The sequence below is a fragment of the Mucisphaera sp. genome (genome assembly GCF_965279675.1).
In the GTDB taxonomy this organism is placed as follows: Bacteria; Planctomycetota; Phycisphaerae; order Phycisphaerales; family Phycisphaeraceae; genus Mucisphaera.
Genome location: NZ_CBDIIJ010000002.1, coordinates 1,249,506 through 1,271,234 on the forward strand (window position 1 = coordinate 1,249,506; position 21,729 = coordinate 1,271,234).

Genomic DNA, 21,729 nt, shown 5'->3' on the forward strand with positions numbered 1-21,729 from the left:
TACCGGTATGTCTGTAAGCGGCTCGGCACTCGACCGGGTGTTCTCGCATCATCCGCGGCAATGGAGACAGTTCCGACTGGTCTATCCCGTGGTCAGCCGGCGTTCCGGCGGGCTGTCGATCGGCGTCAACCTGACGCCCGATGGCGTCTGCAATTTCGACTGCACCTACTGCTCGGTCGATCGCGAGAAGGTGGCCGATCAGCCGCCCGCTGATCTCGATGAACTGCAGGCCGAGTTGTCCGTGATGTTCGCGCTGGTCCAAAGCGGTGACATCTGGACCGATCCGGATTTCGCAGACGTGCCCGAGAGCCATCGGGTGCTTCGTGATCTGGCTTTCTCGGGCGACGGTGAGCCCACTTCTTCGCCGCTGTTTCCGGCAGCGGTCGATCTGGTGATGACGCTGGTTGAGCAGATGGGCCTGGACTTGCCGCACATCGTGGTGATTACCAACGGCAGTCTGCTGCACCGGGTGGCGGTCAAGGCCGCGCTTGCGCGGCTAGGCGGCCGCGGCGAGATCTGGGCAAAGCTCGATGCCGGCTCCAACGGCTACTACCGGCAGGTGGATCGCTCGGCGGTTCCCATGGAACGGCTCATCGAGAACCTGGTGACCTGTTCGCGAGATCACCCGATCGTGGTTCAGACCATGCTGCTACGGGACAGCACCGGCCCGATGCCCGATCACGAGTTTCTGGTTTACCTCGGCCGTCTCCAGTCCGTGCTCGACCGTGGCGGGCGGCTCAGGGAAGTGCAGCTCTATACCGTGGCTCGGGATTGCCGGGAGCCGGATGTCGAGCCGGTGTCGGAACAGGTGCTCAACGCCAGGGCCGAGCAGTTGCGCGGGGTGCTGCCCGGGCTGAAGGTTTCGATCCACCCCGGGACGGCGTGATCACGGAGCCGAGGCGACCCTCAAGGGTTCGCCATCCACACGCAGTTGGAGCGTGACCGTGAGCCGTGCGCCGGAAGGCATGTCCCTGAGTTGTATCTGGGCCCCGTCGGCGTGGTCACGCAAGCGCTTGGCCCCTTCGAGGCCACGGATCTCCGTGCCGGCGGGCAATTCGAGGTGAATCACCGGATCGATGGCGGCCTTGGGTGAAGGGTTGTGCACCGTGATGAGCAGTTCCGATCGATCGCCCGCGAGCACGTAATCGGGTGAGGCTTTCACGCTCAGGATCAGTTCCGGCCGCTGCGAGTCGGTGTCGCTGGTGCCGCCTAGGGACAGCGTGTGCTGGCTCTGCGCGTAGCCATGGGTGCTCTGGAGGTGCTGGGCCACCCAGTCCACGGCGGTGTGCTCATAGATGCTGGAGGAGAAGGTGCTGCTGGCAGCGGTAACGCTCTGAAACGTATTCGTACGGTCTGCGAGCGCGTAACCGGCGCGCGGACGAGCCGTAGCCGTCGCGCCTGAGATCGCGCCGGCGTTCGATTCGTTGGCGAAGTCCCGGGACGTGGTGCGATAGCCCGCCTGGTAGCCGCGGCTCCTGGCTTCCGCCAGTTCGTCCTGCGTCGTGCTGACGGGTTCGACCAGTTTCCAGATGGCCTGTGTAATTGGCGTCTGCCATCGGTGGTCCGACCAGCCGCCGGCGTACTCGACGTAGATCGAGGCGGTGGTGAGACCGACCACGGGCAGGTGCTCTTTGCTGGCTGTCGGTAGCGATCCACAGCCCGATAGCCAACCCAATGCGATCGCGCACGCGATCGCTCCGACGAAGCAACGCCTCTTCATGGCTTTCTCCCGTTGCGCGGCTTAGCGCGCCTGCCCGATCGTCAGCTGGTAGATGTGCTGCCCGCTCGCTGAGGTTCCGTTGAGGACGATGGCGGAGCCGCGTTCGATGTCGCGGATGTGGGACGGCTGGATCTTGAGGAAGTTGCGAGAGAGCCGATCGACGTCGTGCTCTTCGTAACCGAAGGTTTCGAGCACGCCCTCCGCGGGCACGGGCTGGCCGCCAAGGATGAACTGGAACTCGATGTCCTTGCGCTTCGGCTTGGCCCCGGTCTTGTCCGGTCGCCCGACGGCGAGCGTGGTGGGCACGGGTTCGGTATCGCCTTTGAAGGTGACGGTCGAGCCGTTGGGGGCTTCGAGGTCGAGGTGCAGTTTGCTGGTGGAGCAACCGGTGAGCAGCCCGGCCGACGCCACGGTTGCAATCAAGGCCAAGGCGGGAAGTGGTTTTTGGTTGAACGGCATCGATAACCCCTTGTCGTAGAACAGGTTGCTCAGTCGCTAGGAGGCCGCGAGCGATTCCGTCACCGGGATGCTTGTTGGCCTTGTGCTTTGATAATCGACCGCGGACCTTGCCGACTCAAGCGCGAATCGGTGAAATTGTCGCCATGACGAGTTGTCATTTTATGACTAAACGTCATAATGTGACGATATGGTCACCATGAGCCGTAAACAGCGTGAGATCGCCGCGCGTGAGCAACTGATCCTCGAGACAGCGCTTGACCTGCTGGCCGAGCATGGCTACCTGGGCCTGAACATGGACCAGATTGCTCACGCGACGGAATACGCGAAGGGCACGATCTACCACCACTTCACCAGCAAGGAGGACCTCTTGATGGCCCTCATGGTGAAGGTGGGCAAGGTCCGGCAGGAATACTTCTCGCGCGCCTTGAAGCTCGAAGGACGCACCCGTGAGCAGATCATGGCAATCGGGGTCGCCGACGAGCTCTTCATCCGGCTCTACCCGCACTACTTTCTCGTGGAACGGCTGGTCAAGGACAGCGACCTGGCCAGCAAGGTCACCGAAGCGAGGCACGCCGAGGTCGCTGAGCATCACAACGCCTGCGGGGCCGTGGGGCAGAACATCATCGCCAGAGCGATCGAGCTTGGCGACCTGCCGATGCCGAATCCCGAGGCTGGCCGTGCCGTTCAGTTGGCGCTCTGGGCTCAGTCGATCGGTTCCCACACGCTTCGTCTGAGCAGCGGTCTTGGCGAGATGCTGGGCGACCTCGATCTGTCCGCGGTGCTCTGGCACAACTACAACGCGCTGCTCGATGGTTACCGCTGGCGTCCGCTGTCGATGGAGCACGATTACCGAGCCACTGGCGAGCGCATTCTCAAAGAGCTGTTCCCTGAAGAGCACCAGCGGTCGACCGAACTCGGTCATCCGCCGCCGGGTTATGCGTTGAAACCGGCATCGGAACTGGCAAAGGAGGCCAACCATGGCTGAGGCCCATCGAAGATTCAAGCGATGGGGCTGGCTCCTGCTGGTGCCTGTGATCCTGCTCGCGGTGGTGGTGGGTCTGATGTCCTCCTCCGATGATGGCTCAGCCCAGACCGATACCGCGCCAACCATCCTCCCAGTTCAGGCCGTTACGCTGCAGGCAGCCAGCGGGTACACCGTCGAGCGGGTCTACACAGGTTTGGTCCAGGCCGGTCGGAGCAGTCAACTCAGCTTCGAGCGGTCGGGTCGGGTGATCGCGTTGCCGGTGGATGAAGGAGAGCAAGTGCAGGCTGGTGATCTGCTTGCCGAGATCGACACGCGTCGGATCGAGGCCGAGCGTCAAGGCGTGCTGGCCCAGCGGTCCGCTGAGCAGGCTCGTCTGAAGGAGATGGTCGCTGGTCCCCGGCAGCAGGTTATCGATGAAGCCAGGGCGACGGTTGCAGAACGTCGTGCCACCCTCTCCGAAGCGCAACTTCGTGAAAGACGGTTGTCATCGATGCTCGAAAGGCAGGCGGCCACTCAGGATGAAGCGGACGCCTCGCGATTCACGCGCGAAGCCACGGAAGCGCGTGTCAGGGCGGCCGAGAACCGGCTCAGCGAGCTCGAAGCGGGCACGAGGCCCGAACAGATCGAGGCTCAGCGGGCGCTGGTTGATTCGCTGGACGCACAGCTTGCCTCGCTTCAGGTTGATCTGGAAGACAGCCGGATCGTGGCTCCCTTCGATGGCAGCATCGACCGCCGGTGGATCGATGAGGGCACCGTGGTCTCTGCGGGGATGCCCGTGCTTGATCTCATCGAGGATGGGCCGCGCGAGCTGCACGTGGGTGTTCCGGCAGAAGCCGCGGGCAAACTCACGCTGGGTGAGCAGCGAAGCATCAAGATCGATGGCGTCACGCATCGGGGCGTGCTCGATCGCATCCTGCCGACGCTGGACGATGCGACACGCACGCGGCGGCTGGTCTTTCTGCTTGATGCTTCGTATGAACCGCTGCCAGGACAGGTTGGCAGGGTGGCGCTGAGCCGGCGTGTCGAGACAGAAGGTTACTGGCTGCCGGAATCGGCCTTGATCCGTGGCGAGCGCGGGCTCTGGGCGGCTTTCCTGATTCAGCAGGCTGGCGACACGTCGGGGGAAGTCGTGCGTCGTGCCGAACTCGAGGTGCTCTACACCGGCGACGGTCGGGCGTTCGTGCGTGGGGCGTTGGAACCGGGTGATCGTGTGGTCGCGACGGGCGTGCAGCGGCTGGTCGCCGGTCAATCGGTCGATTTGAGCCAGGCAAAGCAGGCATCGGCGATCGCCAACGAGAGCGGGAGCTGACACACCCATGAACACCCTGCTCTTTGATCGCCCGCGCATCCTGCTGGTGCTGATTCTGCTGGTCCTTGCCGGCGGTTTTTCGGCCTATCAGTCGCTGCCCCGCACAGAAGACCCGAGGCTGACCCAGCGATGGGCCACGATCCTCACCACCTGGCCCGGCACCGATGCGCTGCGCATCGAGGCGCTCATCACCGAGAAGATCGAAGAAGAGATCCGAGACATCGAGGAGATTAAGTCGATCGAATCCTCGAGTCGTGCGGGCATCTCAGTGATCCAGATCGAGTTGCACGACTGGGTCGGTCCCGGCGAGAACCGGCAGGTGTTTTCGAGGCTGCGTGATCGCGTGGCCGACGCCGAGCAGCAGCTGCCTGCAGGTGCGGGCAAGCCCGAAGTGCTTGACGACGAGAACGATGCTTATACCTTCATCGCCGCGGTGGTCTGGGAGCACCCGACGGCTGAGCCTCGCGTCGGCATGATGCTGCGTTTGGCCGAGCAGGTGGAAGACCGTTTGGCAGCCGTGCCGGGTACGGACAAGACCGATCTTTTTGGCGATCCCGAAGAAGAAATCGCGGTCACGATCGATCGACAGAAGCTCGCGGGGCTGAATCTGACCACGGCAGATCTGCGTGATCGGGTGGTCGCCGCCGATGTCAAGGTGTCCGCTGGTCGGATGCAGACGGACCGGGGCGACCTGCTGGTCGAAGTCGCGGGCGAAGTCGATACCCTCGACCGCATCCGCCGGATACCGATCCGCGTGAACGAGGCCGGACAGATGATCCGGCTTGGTGACATCGCTGAGATCAGCAAGCAGATCAGCGACCCGCCCCGGGAACTGGCTTATGTCAACGGTCATCCCGCCGTCATGATCCCGGTGCGTATTGGTGAAGGCTATCGCGTCGATCAGTGGACGCAGCAGATCCGTGAAGCGATCGCTCAGATGAGTGAGGGGCGTGCGGAGGGGATTGCGCTGCGAACCGTCTTCGATCAATCGATCTACACCGATGCGCGTCTGGCCGGCCTGCGGAACAACTTCCTGCTGGGTGTTGCCGCCGTGTTCCTGGTGGTCCTGCTGATGATGGGCTGGCGGTCGGCCATGTTGGTGGGCACCGCGATCCCGCTCTGCGCACTGCTGGTCTTGATCGGCATGCAGCAGATCGGCCTGCCGATTCATCAGATGTCGATCACGGGGCTCATCATTGCCCTTGGGCTGCTTATCGATAACGCCATCGTGATCGTCGACGAGGTGAACCGGCGCTTGTCACGCGGCGAATCGCCGAGGGACGCGGTCTCCGCGACGACGAAGCATCTGTTCCTGCCTCTGCTCGGTTCAACCCTGACCACCATGCTGGCCTTCGCGCCGATTGCCCTGCTGCCCGGTCCCGCCGGCGAGTTTGTTGGCGGCATCGCCACCACCGTGATCATCGCGGTGGGCGCTTCATTTGTGCTGTCTCTGAGCATCACGGCGTCGCTGGCCGGGCTGATGAGCCTCCGGCTGGCCGGCTGGATCGCACGGCAGCGCGAACGGGGTGACGAGGTTTGTGGTGGCCTGCTCACCGACGGCATCTCACTGCGTGCGCTAGGTGAGGGCTACGTTGGCGGTCTGCGTTGGCTCTACCGGCGGCCGCTGGTCGGGATAGCCGTAGCGCTGGTCTTGCCGGTTGCCGGATTTGTCGTCGCTACCCAGCTCGACGAGCAGTTCTTCCCGCCAGCCGATCGCGATCAATTCCAGGTCCAGGTGCGGTTGCCCGAGCAGGCGTCCATCTCGCAGACGACGGAGTTGATGCTGGCTGCGCGCGAGCGCCTGCTCGAACATCCGCGCATCGAGGACGTCGATTTCGTGGTCGGTAACAGCGCGCCAGCCTTCTACTACAACCTGGTTGGCGGGGCAGACGGGTTGGCCTTTTATGCTCAGGCGATGGTCACGATGACCACCTTCGAGGGTGGCAGCCAGACCATCCACGAGGCTCAGCAGATCCTGGATCGCTCGTTCCCACAGGCGCAGAGCATCGCGATTCAACTCGAGCAGGGGCCGCCTTTCCCCGCTCCGATTGTGATGCGTATCCAAGGCGCGGACATCGAAAAACTCCGCGAACTCGGCGAACAGGCTCGGCGCATCCTGTCGGGCATCCCCAACGTCACGCATGCGCTCACGACGCTGCGGCCCAACCGGCCCAAGCTGTGGGTCGCGCTCGATGAGGAGGCGGCCCGACTCACCGGACTCGAGAGCACGCAGGTTGCGCAGCAGCTGGGTAATGCACTGGATGGCGCTTTGGGGGGGTCGCTGCTGGAAGGCTCGGAAGAGTTGCCCATCCGTGTAAGACTCGATGCGCAGGAGCGTAAGCGAGCCACGCAGCTTCCGGCGATTGATCTCTATACGCAGCAAACTGCTGCTGGAGATCATCCCGCAGGCACCAACATTCCTCTCGGCGCGGTTGCTGATATCGAGCTGCGTCCGCAGATTGCCGACATCGAGCGGCGCAACGGTGTTCGTATGAATCAGGTGCAGGCTTACGTACGAGCCGGTGTTCTCCCATCGACGGTTTTGACGGAGTTTGAAAGAAGGCTTGACGAAGCCGGTTTCCAACTCCCGCCCGGCTACTTCATCAACTGGGGCGGTGAATCCGGCGAGCGAGACCAGGCCGTCGGCAGCCTGCTCGGGCCGGTAGCCGTCCTGGGTGTTGCCATGGCGGCGACGATGATCGTTGCCCTGGGCTCGTTCCGGTTGGCGGGGATCATCGGCGGGGTGGCGTTTGCATCGGTGGGCTTGGCGCTTGGGGCCGTCTGGCTGTTTGGCTACCCGGCCGGATTCATGGCGATCGTCGGCGCCATGGGGCTCGTCGGTGTCGCGATCAACGATTCGATCGTGGTGCTCGCGGCTCTCAAAGAAAAAGCCGCCGTTCGTACAGGCGATCCCGATGCCGCCGTCGAAGTGGTCACCGAAGCGACCCGGCACGTGCTCTCGACCACCCTGACCACCGTGGCCGGTTTCATGCCGCTGCTGTTGTCGGGCGGGGGCTTCTGGCCGCCGCTGGCCGTGGCGATTGCCGGCGGGGTGGTCGGGGCGTCGCTCCTAGCACTCACGTTTGTGCCCTGCCTCTACCTTCTGATGCTCAAATTCTCACGCCGGGCTGTCCCCGCAGGCATCGACACAGAAGACCCATCGATCCGACCATCACCCCATCCTTCGCTGGCCTGAGAGCCGGCGCCCATCGTCTGGCTTGTTTGGGATAGCAGAAGGCAGGGCGGGTTTCATCAGTTATTATGAAACTTGCCAGCTGTCGCCATTGACTTCTTAAACCCCGGCCGTGGACCGCCCATGCGTGTTCTCATCATGAGTGATATGGAAGGCGTCGCGGGTATCTGCACCTGGGACATGGTCGACCACGACGGCGCTCGGTACGAAGAAGGCCGTGTGCTCTACACCGAAGAGATCAACGCCGCCGTGCGCGGGGCCGCCGATGCGGGCGCCACGGAGATCGTGGTGGTCGACTGCCACGGAGCCGGGCAGGATTGCTCTTTCAACTCCCTGCTGGCCGAACGGCTGGACCCCCGCTGCGAGTACGTCGCGCACCATCCCTGGGGACGCTACACCGACATGTTCCACACCGGCTGCGATGCAGCGCTCATGGTCGGGATGCATGCCAAGGCAGGCACGCCCGATGGGGTGATGTGTCACACCATCTCGACCACCACCTGGGACGATGTGCGGTTCAATGGCATCTCCGTCGGTGAGTTCGGCATCAACACCGCCCTCTGCGGGCATCACGATGTCCCGGTCGTGCTGATTACCGGCGACGACGCCACCTGCCTCGAAGGCCGCCAATTGCTTGGCGATGGCCTCGAAGCCGTCTCCGTCAAGAAGGGGCTCTCCAGATACTCCGCTCGTCACAAGGCGCCCAGCGTCGCCCGCGATCTGATCGAGATCGGGGCCAAGCGCTCTCTGGAGAACCTTCCTAAGAACCTCGTGCAACCCTGGCTGCCCGATGGGCCCTGCACGATCACCGTCGATCTCTCGACCGTTGACACCGCCCGCCGATTCATGGGCCGTGCCGGCGTTGAACTCGTTGGCCCGCTGCAGGTCGAGAGCAAGGCCACTGACTGGATGACCGCATGGAACCAGATCTGGGATTACTGACCAGCATCCGGTGATGAAAAGACCCGCGTCTGTTCCCCGACACGGAGATGAAGATGACGAAAGCCAACTCCCTTCGCTCAGCCCTTACCCTGTTGCTGGTTTTGGTTCTGACGCCGCTCGGCCAGGCGTCTACCCCGCCCACGGCCGAGGAAGTCGTGCGCCCCAACACAGGCATCGAAGACTGGCCCGCTGAGCGCTGGCTCAGCAATCCTTACCGATACGCCGACCGCCAGGTCACCTACGACACGGCCTCCGACTGGTCATCGGGCACCATGGAAGGCCTCCAGCTCGTCGGCACCGGCAGCCTCAGGCTGGCCCCAGAGGGCGAGCGCTACCCGCGCGTCGGCACCTGGATAAGCCCCGAGATCCAGACCGAGTTTCCGTTTACCGAGGTGCTCCCGTCCTGGAACCTGCACACCCCGGACCGCACCGGGGTTTCCTTCTTTGTCCGAAGCAAGGACGCCGAGACCGGCGAGTGGTCGCCCTGGCTCTACCTCGGGCAGTGGGGCGAGCGCGAGGCGGCGCTGGAGATCGAAACCGAGTTCGAACACGGCAAGGTCCTGGTGGACTACCTCGTCCTCGATCGGCCTGCCGTCGCCTATCAACTCAAGGCCCGATTTGAGAGCGCGAGCCTGGATCCCGACGCCACGCCAACCCTTCGGCGGTTCGTCACGATCTACTCCGGGCGTGTCGGTCAAGGCGTCCAGCCCGAGCAGGTGCAGGCTACGACGGAGCCGGCCAACGGCTGGGCTCGTGATCTCACCGTTCCCTTCCGTGCCCAGGGCATCGAGCACGCCTCCATCCGCAGCCGTATCTGCTCGCCCACCTCGACGAGCATGGTGATGGCCTACTTCGGGGTCGACCTGCCGACGGTCCAGAACGCCCTCGCGATCTACGACCCCGAGTCGCGGCTGTTCGGCAACTGGCACCGCGCCGTCGCCTACGCCAGCCACCACGGCCTCGAAGGCGAGCTGGTCCGAGTCCGTGACTGGAATCAGGTCAAGCGGTACATCGCCGACGGGCAGCCGCTGATCTGCTCGATACGATTCCGTGAGGGCGAGTTCCCCTCGAATGTCATGAAGTTCACCGGCGGCCACCTCATCACCATCCGCGGGCTGACCCCCGAGGGCGACGCCATCGTCAACGACTCGGCCAGCAAAGACCAGGGCTACGGCGTCGTCTACAAGGCCGACGAGCTGGCTCGGGCCTGGATCGGTCGTGGCGGGGTGACCTACGTTATCCGCCGAGGCGATCCCGACGATCACGGAATGTGAACATCGATCCGGCCGATACACTATTCGACCCCGCTCGGGCGCCCGGGCGGGGTTGGTCATCGTTATAGGAATGGAGACGCCCGGCGAACGCACCGGGCCTGACCGGCATGGACCTCACACCCACCCAGAACGTCCACATCTCGGGGATCACCCCGCTCATCGCCCCTCGCGACCTCGAACAGGAATTACCGCTCAGCGACGCCAGCCGCAGGACCGTCATCGAGAGCCGCAACACCATCAAGAACATCCTCAAGGGGGATGACCACCGGCTGCTCGTTGTCATCGGCCCCTGCTCGATCCACGACCCGGCTGCGGCGATGGATTACGCCGAGCGACTGCTGGAACTCAGGGCCGCCTACACCGACCGCATGGTCATCGTTATGCGCACCTATTTCGAGAAGCCCCGAACGACCGTCGGCTGGAAGGGTCTGATCAACGACCCGCACCTCGACGGCAGCTTCAACATGACGCACGGCCTTCGGGTCGCACGCAAGCTGCTGCTCGACATCACCGCGATGGGCCTGCCCACCGCCACCGAGTTTCTCGACCCCTTCACGCCCCAGTACCTCGACGACATGGTCTCCTGGGCCGCCATCGGTGCCCGCACCACCGAGAGCCAGACCCACCGGCAGATGGCGTCCGGCCTCTCCATGCCGGTCGGTTACAAGAACGGCACCGACGGCAACCTCCAGGTCGCGATCGACGCCATGAAGTCGGCCCGAGCCAGCCATCACTTCCTCGGGATCGATGACGACGGCCGCTGCTGTGTGGTCGCCACCACCGGCAACAACTGGGGCCACGTGATTCTACGAGGCGGGGCCGAGCGCCCGAACTACGACCCCGAGAACGTCGCCGAAGCCTCCGAGAAGCTGCGCAGCGCCGGCTTGCCCGCAGGCCTCATGGTCGATTGCTCCCACGCCAACTCCTACAAGAAGCACGAGCAGCAGCAGGCGGTCTGGGACTCGATCCTCGATCAGCGGCAGAAAGACGACTGCCCGATCACCGGCGTTATGATCGAAAGCAACCTCGAACCCGGCCGGCAGAACATCCCCGATGACCTCGCACAGCTCACTTACGGCGTCTCCGTCACCGATGAGTGCATCGGTTGGGACAAAACCGCGGAATTGTTGGAACAAGGCTTCAAGCGATTGGGTTAGTCTGCCATCACTGCCTGATGGAGCCCGTACATGCCCGATCTGCCGAAGCGACGCGACCTGCTGAATAAGTTCAGCGGGCCAGCTGACATCCTCGAAGAGTGTGAACGCCTCGCTGCTTGTGAGCGCGAAGGCCGACTCGTGATGGTTGGCGGCTGGACGCTGGCTCAGAACATCAATCACCTCGCCCAGTTGATGCACCGGACGGTCGATGGCTTCGAGCCGGACCTCCGCGTCAACCCCCTCCTTGCCTGGACGATGCGCACGTTCATGAAGAAACGCCTTCTGACGAAACTGCCCCCCACGGGTCTGAAGCTCAGCCCGGCCTTCCAGCGCGTCTTTATCGCCGAACCATCTCTCGAAACCGAAGCCGCGCTCGACAACATGCGCAAAGGTGTCGAGAAGTCCAAGGCCAGCAACACCCGGCACCCCTCTCCCATCCTCGGCCAACTCACGATCGACGAGTGGAACGCCTTTCAGTCACGCCACGCCGAGCATCATCTGAGTTTCGCTGTCCCGCAGTGATCAGGGCGCTTGACGCTCGACCATCAGCAGTTGGCTCTGCACGCGCTCGGCTCGCTGAACGTTGATTGCGCCATTCGGCGACATCACACGCAGGCTGTAACCCGTCTCCTGTGTGCTGTTACGCGCCGTCAGCAGCCCGGCATCCATATCGAAAAAAAGATCCGAGGTGTATCGCCCGGCTTCCGGCTGGAAGGCTGGCCGTTGCCCGTCCGGTCCGGCGGGCAGGTCTGGCGGGGTGAGCTTTGGCGTCGCGCTGGCCTTCACAATCGCTACCGGAACGCCTTCGATGTCCCTCACCGCTTCGAGCTCGTAGTCCACCGTCGATTCGGTCTCGATGCCCTCGAAGGCATAACCTTCCACCGACTGCCGCCAGCGACCACCCGGAGCCAGCGACATCGGTATCTCGCCGGGCTGCTGCCCACCAGCCAGGCCGTTGTAGCCCTCGCGGTCCACCCGCTCACGCCCGAACGCTTCGATCCGCAGCCGGAGTCGATCGAGTCCTTCAATCTCCTCCACGCTGCCGTCCGCCGCGATCGTGTAGGTGAGCGGGTTCTCAACGAGTTCCTCGATGGCTTCGTACAGCGCTTCGGGTTCGCCACGGCCCCGCCGGGTATCGACCTCCAGCGTCTGGCTCTGACCACCCACACGTGTGGTCATCGTGTAGTCCAGCCAGCGCGTCGTGACCCGGACTTCTGCGGCACCATCACGGCGCACCCGAAGCACTTCCCAGAAGACCTCGAGTTCAACCTCCACCTCTTCCTCCCGAAGATTGTTGCCGCCCGGGTATCGCACATCGGTGGTCGTCACCACATGCACCCACTCCTCGTAAACCCGGGTTTCCCCTTCAACAAAGACCGGCCTGAGACTGACGGATTCGGCCACCGCCTCACCGGCAGACACCACGCAGAGCCACAAGAGACCGACACAGAAACATCTAAGCATGCCCCCAGTCTACACCTCAGCCACGCCTCTCCGGTATCAAAGAACTAAATGGTTCCCGGTGCCGGCACCCCTTCAGCCGAACGCATCCAGCGCATCTCGATCACCTGCCATCCCCGTGCGCCTCTCTGCTCCCAGTGGATCTCCCACCAGGTCCGCGCGGGCACCCCCATCACATCCACATATGTACGTATCTCGGCCTCGGTGACGGCCCTCGAATCGGAAATGAACCTCGTTTGCTGCGACCACACCCGATGCTCTCGCAGCCCGAAGCGATCGATGATCTCCTCCAGCCATTCATCCAGGGCCGGCCGCTGCCGGATCAACCGGCCCTGTCCGCCCTGACCGGCCACTGTCAGCCGCAGATTGTCCGCCGCGATCGCATTCAGCATCTCCACGTCATACGGGCTGGCAGCGCTCATGAGCCCGCGTAGCCGATCCCGAACCTGCTCATGATCCGTTGTCACCACCAGCGAGAGCACCACCCCGAGCAGGGCGGTCGCCACCAGCAGGCCCGACGCCACTAGCCCGAAGGCAGGCTTACCAAGGGCCTTGCAGATCAGCAGAGCCGCCGCCGACAGCGCGACCGCCCCCACCACCAGCGGCCAGGGCTCCTCCAGAAACAGGCTTCGCAGGGCATCCATCATCCGTGCATCCTCTCAGGCTGGCCGAACGCGACAACCATCATCTCTACGGCCCGGATCCGTCCAAGTTCACGCCAGGTCGCCGCCCGTGCCGATGTTCCGATAAACCGATGTCGTCTACCCCGTCCATTCTGAGCAGGAACCTCACGGCACTGAGTCTCCGTAATCCCGATCTGGCCAACCAGATCGCCTCCGCCGAGCCGGCTCGACTGGACTGGGTGGCTTCGAAGAAGGGACTTCTCTCGGCCCAGCTTCTCAACGAGGATGGTTCCGCTGCAGGCTGGCTGGCCAGTCGCTTCGATCCGGCCGCGGAGGCCGGCAAACTCGCCGACAAGCTCGACCGTGAGAGTGCCGCCTGTGCCGTTGTCCTCGGGTTTGGCATCGGCTACCACGTCGAGCAGATCGCCGAACGGATCGGCCCGAAGTCGATCCTCGTCGTCTTTGAGCCCGACCTCGGCTTGCTGCGCGCCGTCTTCGAGAAGATCGATCACGCCCGCTGGATCGCCGCGGGCTGCGTCCTGTTCTTTGACAAAGCCGACGACGGCTCCGACCTGACCGGCCGGATGGAAGGCCTTGGCGGGGTCATCACCCAGGGCACCCAGATCCTGACGCACCCTGGATCGCGCGCACGCCAGGCCGAGGCCTTCAGCACCTTCTCCAAGACCTTCACGCAGGCCCTTGCCTTCTTCCGCACAACGGTCGCGACCGCACTGGTCAACTCGGCCCGCACCTGCCGAAACCTTGTCAACAACCTCGGGCACTATGTTGCCGGCTCGACCATCGCTGAGCTTCACAACGCTGCCGCCGGTTACCCCGCCGTCTGTGTCGCCGCTGGGCCCAGCCTCGTTCGTAATGTTGACCTGCTCCGCGATCCCGATGTCCGCTCGCGCCTGGTTGTGATCGCCGCGCAGACCGCCCTCCGACCCCTGCTCGATCGCGGGATCCGCCCCGATTTTGTCACGGCTCTCGACTACTCGCCGATCTGCACGCGTTTCTACGAAGACCTCCCCGACCTGCCCGATGTCACGCTGGTCGCCGAGCCCAAAGCCCACCCGCGCATCCTCGAGGTCTACCCCGGGCCCATCCGCATCATCGGCTCCGAGTTCAACGACAAGCTCATCGGCGACCTCAAGCGGACGATCCCGCCCATGAGCGCCGCCGGCTCGACAGTCGCCCACCTCTCGTTCTATCTCGCGCAATACCTCGGCTGCGACCCGATCATGCTCATGGGTCAGGACCTCGGCTTCTCCGACGGTCTCTACTACGCACCCGGCACCGCCGTCCACCGCGTCTGGTCTTCCGAGCTCTCCCAGTTCAACACCATCGAGATGATGGAGTGGCAACGCATCGTGCGCATGCGTGGCAACCTCAGCCGCGTCGAAGACATCCACGGTCGTCCGATGTTCTCCGATGAACAGATGATCACCTACCTCCGACAATTTGAACGCGACTTCGCCAAAGCCCCGCAACGCATCATCGATACGACCGAAGGCGGGCAACCCAAGCAGCACACCGAGACCGCGACCCTCGCAGAGGCCATCGCCGAACTCACCTCCGACAGCCTGCCCGACCTGCCGCTGCCCGATCGCCAGCTTGATCCCGACCGCCTGCAGCGTGTCCACGGCCTGCTGACCCACCGACTCGATGAACTCGAAGAACTCCGAAGCGTCTCGAGGAGCACCGTCGCCATTCTGGAGAAGATGCAAAAGAGCCAAAAGGACAAGCAGAAGATGCTCCGTCTGTTCGAGAAGCTGAAGATCAACGACGGGAAGGTCCACGGGCCGCTCAAGGCCACCTTCGACGCCGTCAACTCGCTCAACACCATCGGCGTCTTCCGCAGGCAGGCCGCTGACCGAAAGATCAGCCACATCACCGACGACTTCCAGGCGCGTCAGGCCGGACAGCTCAAGCGCGATATCGAGAACATCGACTGGCTCCTCCAGGCCTGTGACGAGGCCGAATCCATCTTCACCGAAGCCCTCGAGCGCACCCGCAGGCTCATGCCCGAGCCCGCCTCGGTCGCCGCCTGATAGAACCGTTCGGAGATACGCTTGGCCGGCCTCATCGCCCTCATCCCAACCGACCTACATCAGGGCAGACTCGGTCATCGCCGATCGCTGGCCGACCCGCTTGCTGGCCGCTCGGTGCTCGAACACACGGTCCGCCGAGCCTGCTCTATCGAAACACTCAAGGCCGTGGTGCTGGTCCATCCCGCCGATCAGGACCCGCTCGCCCTGCTGCCCGGCAAGCTCCCCAAACCCGTCTACGGCTTCGCCGACGAGCACAACCTCTGCGACCCGCAGACAGCAAGGCTTGTCTCCGCCCGCAAGTGGGCGCTCGATGCCTGGCGAGGCGGCCTCGGCTTCATGACCGGCTTCGACGAACTCCTGCCACCCGGCCCGCTGCTCCGCGCCGCGCAGCAGCACCAGGCCGAGTCGGTCCTGCTCATCCGCGCCGATTGGCCGTTGTTCGACACCGACTACGCCCGCGAACTTATCGAGATGCATCGCGTCAGCCCCGAGCAGATGAAGCTCACCATGACGCAGGCTCCGCCAGGCCTCGGCCCGCTCGTCCTGGCTCGGTCCGTGCTCGCTGACATGACCGAACACAAGGGCAACTTTGGCCAGGTGCTTGGCTACAACCCTGCCGCCCCCGCCATCGACCCGATCGGCCGCGAGATCACCCTCCCGATCCCCGCCGAAGTCCGTGACAGCAAACACCGCTACATCTACGACACGCCCCGCGCCATCCAGCGGCTCAAGCAGATCGCCGAACGCCTGGGCGACCAACTCCACACCGCCAGTGCGCAGCGCATCACCGAAACGCAGCGATCCATCGATGAGGATCACTCGGAATCAGCCCCCGACCTCCTACCTCAACAGATCAATCTGGAACTCACGCCACGTCGAACCGCCACCGGGCCGATCATCCCTCAGGCACACGTCGACTTCACCCGACCCGATCTCGACACTGACCTCGCCAGGCGCATCATCGATCAACTCGCGGACCAGGAAGGCCCCGCGGATATCTCCCTCTTGCTGGGCGGCCTGGGCGACCCGCTGTTTCACCCGGACTGGCAGGCCATCGTCCAGCACGCGCACGATACCGGCGTCTTCGGCGTCGGCATCGAGACCGACCTCCTCGCCGAACAGCAGGACCTCGAAGCCCTGCTCGACCTGCCGATCGACCTCGTCATTGTCCGGATGAACGCCGACACCGCAGAGACCTACGAAACCGTCATGGGTCAGCCCTTCAAGACGGTCGTCAACAACATCCAGTTCCTCATCAACGAGCGTAACCGTCGTCGCTCGCTCGACGGCCGTGGCGACGCCACACCCTGGATCGTCCCCCGTCTCATCAAGACACCCGACACACTGAGAGACATGGAGAGCTTCTTCGAGCGCTGGGTCCGCGCCACCGGCTACGCCATGATCCAGCCGGCCTGCTCAGGCTGCGGGCTCATGCCCGAGCAGTCACCCGTGTCGATGGAACCTCCCAAACGCTCCGCCTGCCGCCAGCTGGGCGAGCGCATGTCGATCCTTTCTGACGGCACCGTCGCCCTTTGCGATCAGGATTGGCTCGGGAGAGACCCGCTCGGTGACGTAAAGATCGACACCCTCCAGAACATCTGGCAACGCGTCGCTGAACGACAGGAGAAACACCGGGCCGGCCGCTACCACGAACTCACCCTCTGCGGGTCCTGTAAGGAATGGCATCGGCCGTGACGAAAGCACCCCCCAAGCATCAGGAAACCCTCGCCCTGATCCTCGCCCGTGCAGGCAGCAAGGGCCTGCCCGGCAAGAATGAGCTGGTCATCGCCGGCCGCCCCATGCTCGCCTGGACCGCCGATCACGCCCGCGCCGCAGGACTGACGCACATCGCCCTGACCACCGATGGCGACCGACTCGCCGCCATGGGCCAGTCGCTCAACCTCGAAGTCATTCACCGCCCCGCAGACCTCGCGTCCGACACCGCCACCGTCGATGCCGCCGCACGTCATGCCGTCGAAGTGCTCGAAGCCCAACGCGGCAAGCCCTTCCAGTCCATCGTGCTGCTCTATGCCAACGTGCCCGTCCGCCCGACTGGCCTGATCAACCGAGCCCTCACGACGTTGCACGAGACCGGATGTGATTCCGTCCAATCCGTCTGCCCTGTTGGCAAGAACCATCCCTGGTGGATGAAAACCATCGACGGCGAGGGACGCATCCAGCCCTATGTCGACAACACCGCCTATCGACGCCAGGACCTTCCCCCCGTCTACATGCTCGATGGCGGGCTCATCGCCCTGAAACGAGAGGCCCTCTTCATCACCGACCCCGGCGAGCCCCACGCCTTCCTTGGCAGCGACCGCAGGTCCGTCATCACCCAGCCTGGCGAGGTCATCGATATCGACACCGCCGCCGACCTCGCCGTCGCAGAAGCCACGCTCATGGCCCAGAGGCACGCCAGCCCTCGAGTCGCCTGATGCCATCAAGCAGACCTAAACGACGAATCGCTATCGTCACCGGCACCCGCGCCGAGTTCGGGTTGTTACGCACCGTCATCGACCACTGTTTGCACAACAGAAAGCTCACGACCCAGCTCTACGTCACCGGCACCCACCTCACGCTCGGCACCGACAAAGATATCTGCGCCGCGCGTTACCCGATCACCGCGCGCATCCCGATGCAGAAGAAGACCGAACTAGGCCGCAGCGCCGATGCTCAGGCCCTCGGCCGCGGCGTCACCGGTTTCACCAAAGCCTTCGCCAAACATAAACCCGATGTGATCATGGTCCTCGGCGATCGCATCGAGGCCTTCGCCGCCGCTTCCGCCGCCAGCATCGCCGGCATCCGCGTGGCCCACATCCATGGCGGCGATCGCGCCGAAGGCGTCGCCGATGAAGCCATCCGACACGCCATCACCAAACTTGCGCACCTCCACTTCCCCGCCACCGCCACCAGCCGACGACGACTCATCCGCCTGGGCGAGCACTCATCCACGATCCACCAGGTCGGCTCACCCGCGATCGACGGCCTCGACCAGATCGTCTCCGACCCCCACGCCCCCAGGGCCATCGTGCTCCATCATCCCATCGGCGACGACCCCGCCACCGAAGCCCGTCGGATGCACCACATCCTCAAGGCCACCGCGCACCTCAAGCCTCTCGTGCTCTCGCCGAACGCCGACCCCGGAGCCGACGGCATCCTTCGCGCCATTCAACAAACCAAACCGAATCACCTCACGCACCTAAAGCGCGAAGACTTCTTGTCGTTGCTCGCTGGAACCGAACTGCTCATCGGCAACAGCTCCACAGGCCTCATCGAAGCCGCCGCACTCGGAACGCCCGCGATCAACATCGGCCCCCGCCAGGCCGGCCGCGAGCGTCCGGCCTCCGTCATCGATTGCGCCGACAGCCAGACAGCCATCCGCCGTGCTATTCGTTACGCCATCAACCAGCCGCCCAAGCGGCGCAAGCATCCCTACGGCAACGGCACCGCGGGACAGCAGATCGCATGCCTGCTCGCCAGCTTCAGCGAGCAAAGCGTGCCCCTCAGAAAACAGAACAGCTACTAACAGTTGGGTCAGACCGAGACCAGCGCACCCTCGCGTGCCGAGGGCAGCAGCTTCGGCGAGAAGTTCAGCTTGCTCACGTCCAGCCCGTCGCTTTCGGCCACGTAGATCGAGTCCGGCAGATCACTCAGCGCCACAATCTCACCCGAACCGTTCTTGGGGTTGTTCAGGTTCTCGGCGTCTTCAAGAATCTGGACCTTCGGACGGCAGGGGTCGTGACGACACGTATCGATCACCACCGCCGAACGATCGTCACTCAGCGTCACGATAGAACCGGGCGGATAGGGCGGCACCACATCCACCAGCGTTTCGAGCACGTTGGGATCGAACTTCTTAGCCAACGCATCACTGAGCATAGCCCGCAAGGCCCAGACCGTTGGTCGCTCTTCACCATTGGGCGGCCTTCTGATTAGATCGAACACGTCCGCCACCGCAGCGATCCGGGCAAACACGTGAATCCGCTTGCCCTGAAGCACCGGGAACTCGCCGCCCGCAAAGCCCGTCCCGTCCCATCGCTGATGATGATTGAGCACCACCGTCGCCGCCGACGGCTCCAGCTTCCCGCGCACCATCTGATACCCCTCGGCCGTGTGCTGCTGATAAGCCGGGTCCCCCTCATTCAAAGTCTGGTAGTAGGCTTCACGAACGCTCTCATCGAGGGTCGTCATCCCGATGTCATGCAGCATCGCACCGATACCGAGATTGATGACTTCCTTCGCCCGCGACGGGTCCACATGCTTACGCTCGTGAACCACGTACCCCTCAAGCCTCAACCCCATCAGCAACGACAGATACATGACCGACGAGGCATGCCGGACCATCTTGTCATCCGCATCGGCCAGATCCCCCAGAAACACCGCCGAACGCGGGTTGCTGATCAACTGGTCAATCAGCTTGCTGATCGAACGCTCGTACTGGTCGTAAGCCAGACGCGCCGCCGACTTGGTCTGCAACTCCTCAAACGCCGACACCACGTCCTCGACCACTTCGGTCCGAACCTGTGCCCCCTCCGCATTCAGGAAACCCTCGATCGACTTCAGCGCCGGGTACTTCACCCACACAAACCGCACCTGCAGGTCACGCAGCTTCGTGATGATCTTCTGCGTCAGCTCAAAACCGATCTTAAGCAGCACCTTCGACGGGCTCTTCGGATTCATCACCGGTAGAGCCAGTGCCATCCCCTCTTTGGCCCGTCGCAAGTCCACTCGAAGCATACGCACACCTCCCTGAACACCATCACGCTTGCCCCCCGGCGATATCCCTGAATATCGGGCCCGGAACCCGGGGCATACCCCTAGTTTTTACGCAGCAGCAGGAAACGCCGGCCGGCCGCCTCCCTACAACCCATCCAAACGTTGCACCCCTACCGAACCGCAGGACGCCCCCGCTGCTGACGCTCTTGATTCAGCCGCCCCAGAGCCGCAGGACTGTGCCGGATCAGCTTGACCAGTTGGGTCCGACTCACCCCCTGCAACACCGCAGCCCGACGCAGGTCGTACCCACAGGCATGGATCACATCGAGGGCCTCGGCCAGCAGCGCCGGATAGTCCGCGTGCCCCGGATTGATCGCCAGCGTCCGGTCCTTCCGCGTCCTTCCTTTCCAAAGCAGGCTCGGAGCTTCCCGCAGGTCTACCTCTACACGATGCTCGATGGCCAGCACCGTTCGAAGCCGACGCATCGCCGCCCGCTGATTATCGGCCGGACTTCGCCGCTCGCCCGAACCGGCCCGGAGCCCCGTCGGCCGATGCAGGAGTTCGACGTGCGTCTCTACCTTGTTCCGCCGCTGACCGCCCGGCCCACCACGCTTCGCTCGCAGGAGATCGCAGTCCCGCATCAGCAGCTCGGTATCAATCGCAGCCGGATGTGTCATCACCCGCGGATCGGGATCGAAGACATCGAAAAAATCAGACAAGACACAGACTCCACAATCCCCTAACTTACCCGCTCCACGATTCAAGCTCACACACTGGAACGCCGAAGCCAATTACACACACGCATATACGCTGGGGCCCCCTCGATTGTCCGACTCCCCGCCCGCAAAACCCGACTCGCTCTGGGCCCGGCTCGATGCCTGGGTTGAATCCAACCCCTGGCATCCCCGCGTCCTGCCCTTCTTCGTCTACATCCTCGCCCTGATGATCATCGGCCTCGGCTCAACGGTCGAGTCCATTCCCGGCCTCCAAGCCGTCGGCCAGGCCTGGCAGTCCGCGCCGGTCCAGGTCGTCCTCTACACCGCCCAGTGCCTGCTCGTCCTCTACCTGCTATGGCGCTACCGCCGGTTGACCCCCGAGCTCAACCTCAAGTTCCACTGGCTCGCCATCCCTACCGGCGTCTTCCTCGTCATCGCCTGGGTCGGCCTCGGCTGGCTCATGGCCGGTGAGTTCCAGCCCCGCTACCAGGCCATGGTCGACGGCCAGCCCATCGGAGCGATCGACTACCTCAACACCGATGCCGAGCCCGGCGTCTTCGCCACCACCGACGACCACCCCATCCGCGAGATGACCCACGACGACGGGGCCGAACAAACCTTCGGCTACCTCCTGCTCTTCCTCCGTCTCCTGGGCATGTCCATCGTCGTCCCGCTCTTCGAAGAACTCTTCATCCGTTCCGCCATGGTCCGCGGCCTCCAGAAACCCGGCCCGACGATCCGAGGCGTCGGCCAGATCCTCTGCGACATGCCGGTCATCGGCGACATGCTGATGAACACCCGCTTCGGCGAACGCGTCTCCCGCGAAGAACCCATCCTCACCCGACAACTCGTCCTCACACCCGTCGGAGCCATGACGCTCTGGGCTGTCTTCGCCTCCACACTGGTTTTCAGCCTCAGCCACGTCCTCCGCGACTGGCCCGGCTGCTTCGCCTGTGGCATCGTCTGGTGCTGGCTCGTCTGGTACACCAACCGACCCAGCCTCCCCGAACACAAACGCCTGGGCATCGGACCCATCGCCTGGTCACACGGCATCACCAACGCCCTGCTCTGGGCCTACACCGTCTACACCGACGACTGGCAGTTCCTTTAAGACAGGCACCAG

Annotated in this window: 19 protein-coding genes; 13 read left to right on the forward strand and 6 right to left on the reverse strand. The window is 63.8% G+C overall.

The features are described 5' to 3' along the window. The first annotated feature begins 7 nt into the window (after positions 1-7). Positions 8-886 carry a radical SAM protein gene (locus ACQZAB_RS05490; protein WP_428387809.1) on the forward strand — a complete coding sequence of 293 codons (879 nt, stop codon included), beginning with the start codon at positions 8-10 and terminating at the stop codon, positions 884-886. On the opposite strand, the gene ACQZAB_RS05495 is transcribed toward ACQZAB_RS05490, so the two are convergent. Together ACQZAB_RS05495 and ACQZAB_RS05500 are read right to left on the reverse strand one after the other, a co-directional pair. After that, positions 887-1,720 carry a hypothetical protein gene (locus ACQZAB_RS05495; protein WP_428387811.1) on the reverse strand — a complete coding sequence of 278 codons (834 nt, stop codon included), beginning with the start codon at positions 1,718-1,720 and terminating at the stop codon, positions 887-889. 21 nt (positions 1,721-1,741) lie between these two features. Continuing rightward, positions 1,742-2,179 (reverse strand): hypothetical protein, encoded by a 438-nt coding sequence (locus ACQZAB_RS05500; RefSeq protein ID WP_428387813.1) that lies wholly within the window; start codon positions 2,177-2,179, stop codon positions 1,742-1,744. Between the two features lie 196 nt (positions 2,180-2,375). Between ACQZAB_RS05500 and ACQZAB_RS05505 the strand changes: the two genes are divergently transcribed. The 7 genes from ACQZAB_RS05505 to ACQZAB_RS05535 all read left to right on the forward strand — a co-directional run bounded on the left by ACQZAB_RS05505 (position 2,376) and on the right by ACQZAB_RS05535 (position 11,561). After that, complete coding sequence (locus ACQZAB_RS05505) at positions 2,376-3,164, forward strand: TetR/AcrR family transcriptional regulator (RefSeq protein WP_428387815.1); 789 nt, start codon at positions 2,376-2,378, stop codon at positions 3,162-3,164. Next, positions 3,157-4,473 (forward strand): efflux RND transporter periplasmic adaptor subunit, encoded by a 1,317-nt coding sequence (locus ACQZAB_RS05510; RefSeq protein ID WP_428387816.1) that lies wholly within the window; start codon positions 3,157-3,159, stop codon positions 4,471-4,473. The genes ACQZAB_RS05505 and ACQZAB_RS05510 overlap by 8 nt, the downstream gene beginning before the upstream one ends. Before the next feature lie 7 nt (positions 4,474-4,480). Further along, the gene (locus ACQZAB_RS05515) at positions 4,481-7,669 is read left to right on the forward strand and encodes an efflux RND transporter permease subunit (RefSeq protein WP_428387817.1); all 3,189 of its coding nucleotides are present in this window, start codon (positions 4,481-4,483) and stop codon (positions 7,667-7,669) included. A gap of 120 nt (positions 7,670-7,789) precedes the next feature. Further along, on the forward strand, positions 7,790-8,608 hold the full coding sequence (locus ACQZAB_RS05520) for a M55 family metallopeptidase (RefSeq protein ID WP_428387819.1): 819 nt from the start codon (positions 7,790-7,792) through the stop codon (positions 8,606-8,608). A 53-nt stretch (positions 8,609-8,661) separates the two neighbouring features. Then, positions 8,662-9,882, forward strand: a complete 1,221-nt coding sequence (locus ACQZAB_RS05525; RefSeq protein ID WP_428387820.1) for a C39 family peptidase — start codon at positions 8,662-8,664, stop codon at positions 9,880-9,882. A 107-nt stretch (positions 9,883-9,989) separates the two neighbouring features. Further along, positions 9,990-11,039 (forward strand): 3-deoxy-7-phosphoheptulonate synthase, encoded by a 1,050-nt coding sequence (locus ACQZAB_RS05530; protein ID WP_428387823.1) that lies wholly within the window; start codon positions 9,990-9,992, stop codon positions 11,037-11,039. 30 nt (positions 11,040-11,069) lie between these two features. Beyond that, positions 11,070-11,561 (forward strand): DUF1569 domain-containing protein, encoded by a 492-nt coding sequence (locus ACQZAB_RS05535; protein ID WP_428387825.1) that lies wholly within the window; start codon positions 11,070-11,072, stop codon positions 11,559-11,561. Here ACQZAB_RS05535 and ACQZAB_RS05540 read toward each other — a convergent pair whose 3' ends face one another. Continuing rightward, positions 11,562-12,503: a hypothetical protein gene (locus ACQZAB_RS05540; RefSeq protein ID WP_428387826.1), complete on the reverse strand. Its 942-nt coding sequence runs from the start codon at positions 12,501-12,503 to the stop codon at positions 11,562-11,564. It lies immediately after the preceding gene. A 44-nt stretch (positions 12,504-12,547) separates the two neighbouring features. Then, positions 12,548-13,147, reverse strand: a complete 600-nt coding sequence (locus tag ACQZAB_RS05545) for a hypothetical protein (RefSeq protein WP_428387828.1) — start codon at positions 13,145-13,147, stop codon at positions 12,548-12,550. A 107-nt stretch (positions 13,148-13,254) separates the two neighbouring features. On the opposite strand from ACQZAB_RS05545, the gene ACQZAB_RS05550 reads away from it, so the two are divergent. From ACQZAB_RS05550 to neuC, 4 genes are read left to right on the forward strand one after another with little or no spacing between them, the layout of a single operon-like run. Then, positions 13,255-15,174, forward strand: a complete 1,920-nt coding sequence (locus ACQZAB_RS05550; protein WP_428387830.1) for a motility associated factor glycosyltransferase family protein — start codon at positions 13,255-13,257, stop codon at positions 15,172-15,174. A gap of 21 nt (positions 15,175-15,195) precedes the next feature. Continuing rightward, positions 15,196-16,869 carry a radical SAM/SPASM domain-containing protein gene (locus ACQZAB_RS05555; RefSeq protein WP_428387832.1) on the forward strand — a complete coding sequence of 558 codons (1,674 nt, stop codon included), beginning with the start codon at positions 15,196-15,198 and terminating at the stop codon, positions 16,867-16,869. Continuing rightward, positions 16,866-17,609, forward strand: coding sequence for a cytidylyltransferase domain-containing protein (locus tag ACQZAB_RS05560; protein ID WP_428387834.1), 744 nt, complete (start codon positions 16,866-16,868; stop codon positions 17,607-17,609). Before ACQZAB_RS05555 ends, ACQZAB_RS05560 begins: the two co-directional genes overlap by 4 nt. Continuing rightward, positions 17,609-18,700 carry a UDP-N-acetylglucosamine 2-epimerase gene (gene neuC, locus ACQZAB_RS05565; RefSeq protein WP_428387836.1) on the forward strand — a complete coding sequence of 364 codons (1,092 nt, stop codon included), beginning with the start codon at positions 17,609-17,611 and terminating at the stop codon, positions 18,698-18,700. Before ACQZAB_RS05560 ends, neuC begins: the two co-directional genes overlap by 1 nt. Before the next feature lie 8 nt (positions 18,701-18,708). On the opposite strand, the gene ACQZAB_RS05570 is transcribed toward neuC, so the two are convergent. After that, positions 18,709-19,911 (reverse strand): HD-GYP domain-containing protein, encoded by a 1,203-nt coding sequence (locus ACQZAB_RS05570; RefSeq protein WP_428387837.1) that lies wholly within the window; start codon positions 19,909-19,911, stop codon positions 18,709-18,711. Between the two features lie 149 nt (positions 19,912-20,060). Then, positions 20,061-20,609, reverse strand: a complete 549-nt coding sequence (locus ACQZAB_RS05575; RefSeq protein ID WP_428387839.1) for a peptide chain release factor family protein — start codon at positions 20,607-20,609, stop codon at positions 20,061-20,063. Positions 20,610-20,715: 106 nt separating this feature from the next. Between ACQZAB_RS05575 and ACQZAB_RS05580 the strand changes: the two genes are divergently transcribed. Beyond that, a complete protein-coding gene (locus ACQZAB_RS05580; RefSeq protein WP_428387841.1) occupies positions 20,716-21,717 on the forward strand; it encodes a CPBP family glutamic-type intramembrane protease in 1,002 nt (333 codons plus the stop codon). Positions 21,718-21,729 lie beyond the last annotated feature (12 nt).